The organism is Alphaproteobacteria bacterium, from assembly GCA_035625915.1.
Lineage (GTDB): Bacteria > Pseudomonadota > Alphaproteobacteria > JACZXZ01 > JACZXZ01 > DATDHA01.
Genome location: DASPOR010000070.1, coordinates 1 through 9519, shown reverse-complemented (window position 1 = coordinate 9519; position 9519 = coordinate 1). Strand labels below are relative to the sequence as shown.

Annotated in this window: 11 protein-coding genes; 5 read left to right on the top strand and 6 right to left on the bottom strand. The window is 60.4% G+C overall.

Going from position 1 to position 9519, the window contains the following annotated elements; translation table 11 throughout:
• Positions 1-10: 10 nt before the first annotated feature.
• Positions 11-727, top strand: a complete 717-nt coding sequence (lexA, locus tag VEJ16_06160; protein HYB09233.1) for a transcriptional repressor LexA — start codon at positions 11-13, stop codon at positions 725-727.
• Positions 728-790: 63 nt separating this feature from the next.
• On the opposite strand, the gene VEJ16_06155 is transcribed toward lexA, so the two are convergent.
• Positions 791-1096: a YXWGXW repeat-containing protein gene (locus tag VEJ16_06155; protein ID HYB09232.1), complete on the bottom strand. Its 306-nt coding sequence runs from the start codon at positions 1094-1096 to the stop codon at positions 791-793.
• A gap of 152 nt (positions 1097-1248) precedes the next feature.
• Positions 1249-3414 carry a ComEC/Rec2 family competence protein gene (locus VEJ16_06150; GenBank protein ID HYB09231.1) on the bottom strand — a complete coding sequence of 722 codons (2166 nt, stop codon included), beginning with the start codon at positions 3412-3414 and terminating at the stop codon, positions 1249-1251.
• Positions 3415-3825: 411 nt separating this feature from the next.
• On the opposite strand from VEJ16_06150, the gene VEJ16_06145 reads away from it, so the two are divergent.
• Together VEJ16_06145 and VEJ16_06140 are read left to right on the top strand one after the other, a co-directional pair.
• The gene (locus VEJ16_06145) at positions 3826-4962 is read left to right on the top strand and encodes a hypothetical protein (GenBank protein ID HYB09230.1); all 1137 of its coding nucleotides are present in this window, start codon (positions 3826-3828) and stop codon (positions 4960-4962) included.
• A gap of 155 nt (positions 4963-5117) precedes the next feature.
• Positions 5118-5417, top strand: coding sequence for a hypothetical protein (locus VEJ16_06140; protein HYB09229.1), 300 nt, complete (start codon positions 5118-5120; stop codon positions 5415-5417).
• 150 nt (positions 5418-5567) lie between these two features.
• On the opposite strand, the gene VEJ16_06135 is transcribed toward VEJ16_06140, so the two are convergent.
• The 3 genes from VEJ16_06135 to VEJ16_06125 all read right to left on the bottom strand — a co-directional run bounded on the left by VEJ16_06135 (position 5568) and on the right by VEJ16_06125 (position 7074).
• The gene (locus tag VEJ16_06135) at positions 5568-5861 is read right to left on the bottom strand and encodes a GYD domain-containing protein (protein ID HYB09228.1); all 294 of its coding nucleotides are present in this window, start codon (positions 5859-5861) and stop codon (positions 5568-5570) included.
• A gap of 175 nt (positions 5862-6036) precedes the next feature.
• The gene (locus tag VEJ16_06130; GenBank protein ID HYB09227.1) at positions 6037-6456 is read right to left on the bottom strand and encodes a CBS domain-containing protein; all 420 of its coding nucleotides are present in this window, start codon (positions 6454-6456) and stop codon (positions 6037-6039) included.
• Positions 6457-6654: 198 nt separating this feature from the next.
• Positions 6655-7074: a hypothetical protein gene (locus tag VEJ16_06125; protein HYB09226.1), complete on the bottom strand. Its 420-nt coding sequence runs from the start codon at positions 7072-7074 to the stop codon at positions 6655-6657.
• A gap of 400 nt (positions 7075-7474) precedes the next feature.
• Between VEJ16_06125 and VEJ16_06120 the strand changes: the two genes are divergently transcribed.
• Positions 7475-7960 (top strand): hypothetical protein, encoded by a 486-nt coding sequence (locus tag VEJ16_06120; protein ID HYB09225.1) that lies wholly within the window; start codon positions 7475-7477, stop codon positions 7958-7960.
• Between the two features lie 137 nt (positions 7961-8097).
• Here the strand turns inward: VEJ16_06120 and VEJ16_06115 are convergent, their stop codons facing one another.
• Positions 8098-8841, bottom strand: a complete 744-nt coding sequence (locus tag VEJ16_06115) for a DUF6134 family protein (protein ID HYB09224.1) — start codon at positions 8839-8841, stop codon at positions 8098-8100.
• A gap of 282 nt (positions 8842-9123) precedes the next feature.
• Between VEJ16_06115 and VEJ16_06110 the strand changes: the two genes are divergently transcribed.
• Positions 9124-9438 carry an EthD family reductase gene (locus VEJ16_06110; protein HYB09223.1) on the top strand — a complete coding sequence of 105 codons (315 nt, stop codon included), beginning with the start codon at positions 9124-9126 and terminating at the stop codon, positions 9436-9438.
• The last annotated feature ends 81 nt before the right edge of the window (positions 9439-9519 follow it).

Sequence of the window (9519 nt, the reverse complement as noted above, 5' to 3'; positions counted from 1 at the left end):
GGAGGCGTAGATGCTGACCAAGAAACAACGCGAGTTGCTGTTGTTCGTCGAGCGGCGGCTTCGAGAGTCAGGCGTCTCGCCCTCGTTCGACGAGATGAAGGAGGCGCTGCAACTTCGCTCCAAATCGGGCATTCATCGGCTCATAACGGGGCTTGAGGAACGCGGGTTCATTCGCCGCCTGCCCCATCGGGCGCGGGCCCTCGAAGTTCTTCGCCTGCCCGAGACGGCGGCGGTCGCCGGCCGCGGCGGCAACGTCGCGGCGAATACCGGCGAGTTCTCTCCCAAGGTCATCGAGGGGAGTTTTCGCAATCGTTTGGGCGGCGCTCAAAGCCAGGGCGATGAGGCGGCCCTCGAATTGCCGCTCTACGGCAAGATCGCGGCCGGCACGCCCATCGAAGCACTGCGCGATCATGCAAACACGATCAGCATGCCGGCGAGCATGCTGGGCCGGGGTGAATACTATGCGCTTCAGGTCGAAGGCGATTCGATGGTCGATGCCGGCATCATGGACGGCGACGTCGTGATCATTCGCCGGGGCGATACCGCCGAAAATGGCGAAATCGTCGTCGCCCTCGTGGACGAGAGCGAAGTCACATTGAAGCGACTTCGGCGCAAGGGCGATTCGATCGCCCTCGAGCCGGCTAACAAGAAATACGAAACGCGCATCTTCGGCCCCGATCGTGTCCGAATCCAAGGCAAGCTCGTCAGCTTGTTCCGACGTTATTAGCCGTCGGCGATTATCGCCCTCGATGCGGCGCCTTGGACGCCGAGGTATCTGGTCGCAACCCGCCTAGCGGTATCTCCAGTGACCGGGGACCCAGCGCCAACGGCCGCTCGGCAACGGGCGCCAATGGCCGACAACCCACACAGCACCCGGCCGGGGTGCAAGTTCGTAATGGCCGCCCGCCCAAGCCCAACGATCGCCGACCCACGTCCAGTAGCCTGGAATCCACACATAGCCGGGTGCTGGCAGCGCGGGGATGACTTCGCCTTGCGGCGCCGGCGGGGCGATTACGACGTCCTGTGCCATTGCCGGTGCGGGCACTTCAATGAGCGCAACCATACATGCGAGGACGCAAAACAAGGCTCTTCTCATTTACGCATTCTCCATTCGGCGCAAAGCCGTTCGAGTTCTCGTTCCGCCAATGTCCCCGCAGCGGGTGATACGGCCGAGTGGGATAATTCTTGCGCGGTGGTCCCCAAGCTGAAGCGGACGCGGGTGCGGTGACCCCATCTCTCTCACGGTTTTCACGGAGAGATTGCCGCGACGTATCCGCCGCGCGGATTTCGTTTGTCCGTCCAGGGTCGGTCGCCGCGCCATTGACGCACGGTCTCGACTCGCATCGCACCGTCATCCAACCAGATCGCATGGCCGCCCTCGCGCCAAAGCGTGAAGCGATCGATCACCATGCTTGCAGAGCGGCACCTTCGCTTCACGGGCACGGCGCTGACGACGATGCTGGCGACCTGACAATCCTCGTCGAGCGCTTCCAGACGACGTGCGAGGGCCACGACCGCGCCGGCCGCACGATAAAGGCAACCGAAATCGCCGCAGCGAAGTCGTCCATCCAAGCTTTCGCCCGACGAAGGCCATACATCTCGGTCAGTTTGGCCTGCGCGTTTGAGGATCGTTTCCACCTCGAAGTCATTGCCGCGAATGGGCGACACGAGGGTACGTCCATCTGCCGCGCGCACGGCGAAAATCCGTGCATCGCCGGACACGATGACATCCGGTTGGCGCGCGATGGCGATGCTCGAAATTCCGACCGCCAAGCCGACCACGCCGGCCCACCGCCACGGCTGGCGCCAGAGGCAGAGCCAGAGAAGACCGAGGCTCGCAAGGGCGATGCCCCAGGTCGGCATTGCCGGCAATATTGCCGTTGATCCGGGCCAACTTACGACCCATTGCGCCGACCGGATGACGGCGTTCAGCCCCCAGCCCATCGGCTGAAGGGCGAGTGCTTCCAGCCCGAAAGGCATGAGTGCGAAGGTCACGATCGCCCATGGCATAATCCAAAGTGCAGCGATCGGCACCGCGATGAGATTGGTCACCACGCCGAATACCGCCACCTGGTCGAAGTGGTAGAGCGAAAAAGGAATCGTCGCGAGGCCGGTGATCAGACTCGTGAAAGCGACGCCGCCGAGATACCTGAGTGGCAAACGCCACCAGCCGCGTCCTTGGCCCCACCCGAAGAGGCGCGGGCGCAGCGTTTCATATGCCGCGATGAGAGCGCCGACGGCGGCGAAGGAGAGCTGGAAGCTCGGGCCCACGATGCTTTCCGGTTCGATCAGCATCACGACGACGGCGGCCCAGGCCACAAGACGCATCGAAATCGTCACGCGATCGAGCATGACGCCGAGGAGAACGACGCTTGTCATGATGAATGCGCGCTCGGTCGGAACGGTGGCGCCGGTGATGAAGAGATAAAAGATGGCGCCGAGCAGTGCGGCGAATGCCGCCCATTTCTTGATCGGGTAGCGAATCGCCAACCACGGCACAAGTGCAAGGAGTGCGCGCACGCCGAAAAGAAGGGTGCCGGTCACGAGACCCAGATGAAGGCCGGCGATCGCGAGAAGGTGCGCAAGGCCCGAATTGCGCATCGCTTCGACGACATCGGGCGGGATGGCGCCCCGCTCCCCCGTCATCAGGGCTGCCGCGATGCCGCCTTCCGCACCACCCAGGCCCGCGGCCACGCGTGCCGCAATCCGCTCGCGGAGGGCCGTGAGCCAAAGCGAAAAACCCGAGCGTTCGCTCGACGTCACAACCGCGCGGCCGTAGGAATAGCCGACCGCGCCGAGCTGCATGAAATAGGCGTGCCGCTGGAAGTCGAAAGCGCCCGGCGTGATCGGGGGCGAAGGTGGGAGTAGCACAGCCTTCACGGACACACTGTCGCCGGGCTTAACCTCCGGCCCCCGTGCCCGCAGATGCACGCGCACTTTGAGCGGCGTGCGCGCCGCATCGAGACGGTCGATCGACAGACGATCGAGCGTCACGCGCGTACCCTTGGCCAACGGTTCGACCTCGACAACACGACCGCTCAAGGAGGTCGGCCCCAGTTTGCGCTCGAGCCGCGGTGCCGAAAGCCGATCGGCGCGCCATTCAGCAGCCGTGAAGCCAAGGAAAAAGGCGACGATTGGCAGGCTAACGAAAAGGATTGCCGGCTCCTTACGGCCGGCCAAGGCTGTCGCCGCGCTGAGCGCCAGCCCCGTCCAACCGATCCAGGCGGAAGGTTCCACCGTGAGCGCAAAATAGGCGGCAATACCGGCGCCGAGGAAGGCCGGAAGCCAGAGCGGCCACCGCTCGCGATCCGGTGCGAGTTGGCGACCGATGAGACGTCCAAATCGCAAAAGCGCTCTGTGCGGATGGGAGGCGATGAAATCGTCGGTGCCGGCGCTTGGATCGACAGTGCTCAATTCTGTCTTCCCCGTACAAGCTCGGCCATGTCGGCGCTACGGGGAACGGCGGGCGCACATTCCCCAATCGAAGCAGCCGCCAAATAGTGCGCGTGTGGCTTCGAATCCGAAATTCACTCACGGTCGCGCACCCAGATCGGGCGGATTTCGGATTCCCCACGCTAGAGACTGTCTTCAACGGGCTCGAGCGATGACATGTTCTACCAGACTCCCCGTTCGATTGACGCGCCTGAACGGACGATAGGGTGTGTCCTGCCCGCCAAATTGCCGCGCCTGGATTTCACTGCATCGTGAATAAGGATCACGTGCCGGATATAAGTGTTTTGGTTCGATCGATCGTTTCTTGCTCGACGAGCGATGTCGCCCATTGCTCAAGTCGCGCAAAAGGGCGATCCTTGCCTCGGGAGTGGGATGACGAAGATGAGCCTTCGTGGCACGCACGGGTTATCGGCTCAAATCCGCGACTACGACGTCTGCTTTGCAGAGTTCTTGAAGCCTGCGGGCAACGGCCAAAAGTTCATGCAGTCGATCCTTATGCGCGAGGCTTTTCACCGCTTCGCGGAGCAGAGGGTGGCGATAAGGCAAAACGCCCCGACGGCAATCCTGGACGTCAGTTGCGGTCCAGGCGATTTCAGCCTGGCATGGACATCGGAGATCGCAAGGTTCCTGCCAAAGGGAATTACATTTTATTGCACGGACTATCGCGGCGGAATTTCCAGGGAAACGGGGGAAACCTACGCGACAACGACAGCAAGAAAAATTCGTGCGGCAGCACAGGAAGGTAAATTGCCGCTGTCGCAGGACCCGGTGGCAACGGATGCCGATCTTTTTTCGGGCGATGACGTGCTTATGCCACGTGGCCAAACCGCTGACATCGTCCATTGGTCGCATAGCGGGTACCATGTGCAAGACGCGCTCGGTGGCGAGCGGAACAATCCTCGTGCCGTCGAGCATGGTTTGAATACGGCGATCGATAAGATGTGGGCGGCCCTTGACCAAGCAGGTCTCATGTTCTCGGTCCACCAAACGAACGACATCTCCGACGGCGTTCCCTCGCAAATGCTCCCCGTCTCTCGCAAATATTGTGGCGTTTTGGATGATGTCCCCAACCGGATCGAGAAGCGCGTTGGACAGGTCGGCGGCTACGTCGCCGCCGTGAATTTCGCGAGCCCGCTAAAGTTTCCGCCGCTGGCCGATGCCGACTGGGAGGCCCTGAGGCGGCCGAAGAAATGGGACGCACTCGACCCGTCGCAAGCGCGTGCTCTGCGGTTGTTGAACTTCATTGCGTATGATTTCACGGACCCCGCCAAATCCGCACTCGAAATCCTCCTCGACGGCGGAAGCCTCTCAGCGTATGTCGACGAGTTCAAATCGATTGTCGAGACAAATGGCGGCTACATCACGGTCAAGTGCGCGTTTCAGATGATCGGCAAATCGAAACTCGTCGCGACGAAGCTGGCCGGCATTGCACGGCAACTGCGCGAAAGAATGCCCGATTTTTCTCGAGAGATGACCGCCGCAATGGGAGAGATGCTGCGACCGCAATAGAGGTGCGGCCATTTCTTCGATTCACCCGTTTTCGCACCATCCCGCAGCACAGATCGAGGGCGGGACAAGGCTTGCCCCTTGGCGTCGCTCGATACCGATTGTGCCCGAGACCGTGCTAAAACCTATGCTGTCGCAAACGGTCAGCGAGGGCGGCAATGGCGAAGGTAGCAGCGAACTGGACAATTCCGCTTGGCTTGGCGTTCGTTCTCGTGCTTTCGGCTTGCGCCTACCAGCCTCCGCCGGCGACCTCCGGTGACGAACCGGGGCTGCTGATGGGGCTGGTGCACGGTCTCGTGGCGCCATTGGCCTTGATTGTCGGCATCTTCACTCACGTCCGGGTCTATGCTTTCCCCAACAGTGGTTGGTGGTATGACTTGGGCTTCTTGATCGGATTGTCCGCCTGGGGTGGCGGCACGCGCTACGTTTACGTCAACCGCCGTTATTGGATTCGCTGACAACCGAATGGAGAACGCCCTCGGCAAAAGCGCGGGCCGCGTGAAATTCGACGCGCGTTCGCGCCTATCCCGACCCGGTAATGAAGTTGGGATACGCGGACGCCGTGGTAGGCGCCGCACCCAGATGTGGCGAGTTTCGGCTTAGCCACACTAGGCCAACGAGGCAATGATCTCCCGGTATGCTTGTTCGGGAAATGCCTTAAGCGTTGTCGTGCGCACAAATCCGGCACTTCCGAGGAGCAACGTGAACCGTGCGGAGATGGCGTCGTCGGGCGCTTCATAAACGACAACGATATCGTAACCGCCCATCGTCATGTAGAACGACCTGAACTCCCCACCCATCTCCCTGAGGAGCGCTTTCGCCTGATCGAGACGCTTGGGTGACTCTTTGACCCGACGAATACCCTGATCGGTGTAGGTGACAAGTGCGATGTAAGTTGGCATGGCCCTCCTCCCTCACTAGCGGTGTATCGACGTTGTCCGCAGGACGGCTCGTCACCGCCCGACCGCGCGGTCGCGTTTCACTTTTCGTCGGGATCGCAGATTACCGCCGGCGGCATGCACTCTCCTTGAGTGCCGCGGAGCGTGGTCGGGCTTCGCTGGATCGACGTCGATGCCGCTATCCGATCCGCTCCCAGATTTGGCGCTCCCTCTCGAGTTCCGCCTTTTCCTCGCCGTAGAAGTCGCGGCGCGAGACGACGCCGAGGATGCGGCCTCGGCGAACGACCGGCAGATGACGGTAGCCGCCATCTTCCATCATCCTGAGCGCCTCGACGGCGAGTGTGTCCGGCGTCACCGTGTCGGGATTTTCAGTCATGACTTTGGCAAGTGCCGTTGTCGTCGGATCGAGTTTGGCGGCGATCACGCGATTCACGACGTCGCGCTCCGTGAAGATACCTTTGAGCTTGCCGCCGACCGTGACCAGGACCGAGCCGCACTTCCGCGCCTTCATAGCGCAAGCGGCGTCGAAAACCGTGGCTGACGGCGTTAGCGTTACGAGTTCGTCGGTAGCCATGAGGTCTGCAATTTTGCGTAGCATGGCTCCACCCCCGGAAATGCAAATTCTCGGATGAGCCGCGACGGTCGGCTTCCAGTTTATCAGCATGGCGGGCTGGATTGAAGTTCCTAATCCCCACTGAGGGATCTCCGGCCCGGTGAAATCACCCTTCTTGGCACATCCCGATTTATCGTCTCAGGCGGATAGTCTTGGGGACCCTGTCGCGCGTGCCGCCAACATCTATTTGGGTGCCGCCTGCTCGCGTCCCGGAAAGGCAGCAAGCCAAAGCATCGGCAGCGCGGCAGCAAGCTTTTTCGAAGGGTTCTCGCGACAATAGTTGTCGAGCCAAATCATCGCGGGCTCCAACCCCTTTGGGAACAGGCTGTAGGTGTGAGGCAGAAATAAGTCCGCAGCCGTGACCCAGCCTTCGATGAAAGCGTAGATGGCTGCATAGGCGATTGTATACTGGACATTCTCGGTACCTCCCTTTGAGGCGCGCGCGACCAGTTCTTTTTGCCGCGCTGCAATGAATTCCTCGCAGGTTCTGTTGCCTTCGCCGAACCCGCTGAACGAATAACTCTCGTCAAACGCGCGCGCCGGCGCGGCAAACAGGAGGATGCCCCAAAGAAGCAATCCAATCGCAATAACGTCGCGTCGCATCTCACCGGCCTCGCTGGCAGCGGTTCAAGAACTATAATCTCCGCCTTAAAGGTCGGCCAAGGTGACCGGAGTAGCACCCCCTTTGGGGAGGGTGCGATCGGATTGAATTTCTGCCGCCAAGTCGATTTCCCACACCAAGTCGATTTCCCACCGGGCGAGAGTGCAAATATAGCCCCCGCCCAGCCATCGCGCCTCTCGCCTCAGCGCGAAACTTGCGATAGCCTAGCATCAACAAACGGGGGGAGCGCATGGCTCGAGCTGGGGTAAGGCCGCCTCGACCGCGGAAGCTGGACCGGACGGGGAGAACCTGGGCGGAGCGGCGCGAGAAGGTATTGCGCGCCGTTCGTGCATTGTCCTTGCGCATGCAAACCAAGGGGTCATCGGCCCCTGCAAGGAAGCCTTGAAGCCGCTCAAGTCCGCGGACGAGGTGTTCCATTACCTGCGCGATCGCCGGGGGTTCGACGGCGACGGCGACATGGATGCAGTGGCGCTTTTCACATACGCGCTCGTTGAGCAGGATCGCATCGACTGGGTGGCCCATTTTCAGTCCCAGCATGATGCCGAACCCACGGCGGCGCAGATTGCCGAATGGTTCCTCGACAAGCCCGAGAGCTATTTTGTCGCCAAGGAAAAGCGCGCAGAGGAATGGTATGCCGGCTTTGCGCGTACCTACCTTCGTGACGAAATCGAGGCCACGAAGGACGAAGCCGTTCGGGGGACCGTCGGAAAACTTGGAAAATTCTGGCCGAATTTCTGGCGAGGGCTAGCGGTCGTGATCATCGGCAACGCCATTGTCATCCTCGTCATCACTTTTATGCTTGTTGCCGCGCATTCGGATTTTTCAGTCACGGCTTGGATTTATGATTTGTTCAATGACGGGAAATGATGGACGTCCGCATGGATGCCCAATTCTGACGGCGCCGAAACGCGTGGGCTAAACGGCCAAATCAGCGGCGATCCCGCAACTCGCGCGCACGGTTCTGCGCTTAGATGTGACGAATTTCGGCTTCGCCACACGCGTGTTCAATGTCCGAAGGACGCTTGGAACGCCTGGCCGGCCACTAAACGGGGCGATGATGCCGCCGCGGCGCTGACACCCGGCGGTGCATCGAGCCACAGCCCCGGCTCTCCCGAAGGATAACGGATCAAAAGAAAATCGATTGCGGCCTCGCCTTCTTCGGTTCGAAACGCAACGGGGACACCGTGGTCGTCAAGCCAAACGAATTGCCGCGTATCGCTGTCGATCTCGTATTGACGCACCTTCCGCCCGCTTTCATCCGCGCGGGCGTCCTCGACTTCCCTACTCCGCAACTGGACCGTATAGAGCTTGCCGCTCTTCGCCGACATCATCATGTTCGTGTTCAACACGTTGATGGACCATGGGTTCGACGGATGGACGTCGGCCGGTCCAACAACCGTTCCGGATGGCGAAGTGACGACGAAGCTATTGCCATTAGCCTCGCCCCGCACTTCCACTTTCTGGTCGTTGGTATCGGTGACGCTGTGGAACGATATCAGCCGCCCGCCCTGCCAATGCTCGCTCCGCACGGCCGCCTCGCTATAGAGGACAACGCCCAGGACTTTCACCGCGACGTCGAGCTTGGTCTGGACGTCCGTCACGTCCCCGGCTTTTTTCTCGACGACGTTCGTGTAGGTCCCGATGTCGCCATAGACGGGATGCACGATGCGATATTCATAGATTTGCGACGCGGCAAGCGCCGGCGTGGCAGCCGTCGCCGCGAATCCCCCAACCAATGCGGCCCACATCAAGTATCTTGACGATACCCTCATACCGCCCCCACTTGCCGCACATTTGTCGTTTACTATACGCGTATACTACACCCTTTGGCGACGAGAATTTACGCCCGCCGCTTAATTACGTGCAAAATATGCACCGATCCCCAAATACCCAGTAACCTTTGTTAAGTTGATATTAACGGAGAGGCCGTGTGTCAACCCCTGTGTTAACTGTCGCATTTTTGAATCTTGCATTTCTTTACGGAGTATTAGCACTGAAAGCTCGTCACGCGGCGAATGGAGGACGTTGAGATGATCGTTAAAGTGAGCATTCTTTACCCGAATCTCGAGGGGAGTAGGTTCAATATGGATTACTACTGCAAGTTCCACGTGCCGATGTTGCAACAGAGACTTGGGGCCGCATGCCGCCAGGCGGTCGTCGAACAAGGCATCTCCGGTGCCGCGCCGGGTTCGCCTCCGACCTATGTCGCCATGGGACATTTTTATTTCGACTCTGTGGAAGCCTTCCAAGCGGCTTTTCGAGACCATGCGGCGGCTATCGAGGCCGATGTGCCCAACTATACGGACATCGAGCCCATCACGCAGATCAGCCTTGTGAAATCCTAGCCGGCGCTGACCGATCCAAATCCGCCAACTCATACGAGATTGCATGAAGTCGTCGGTGGTCGCATTGGGAGAATAGCGCCT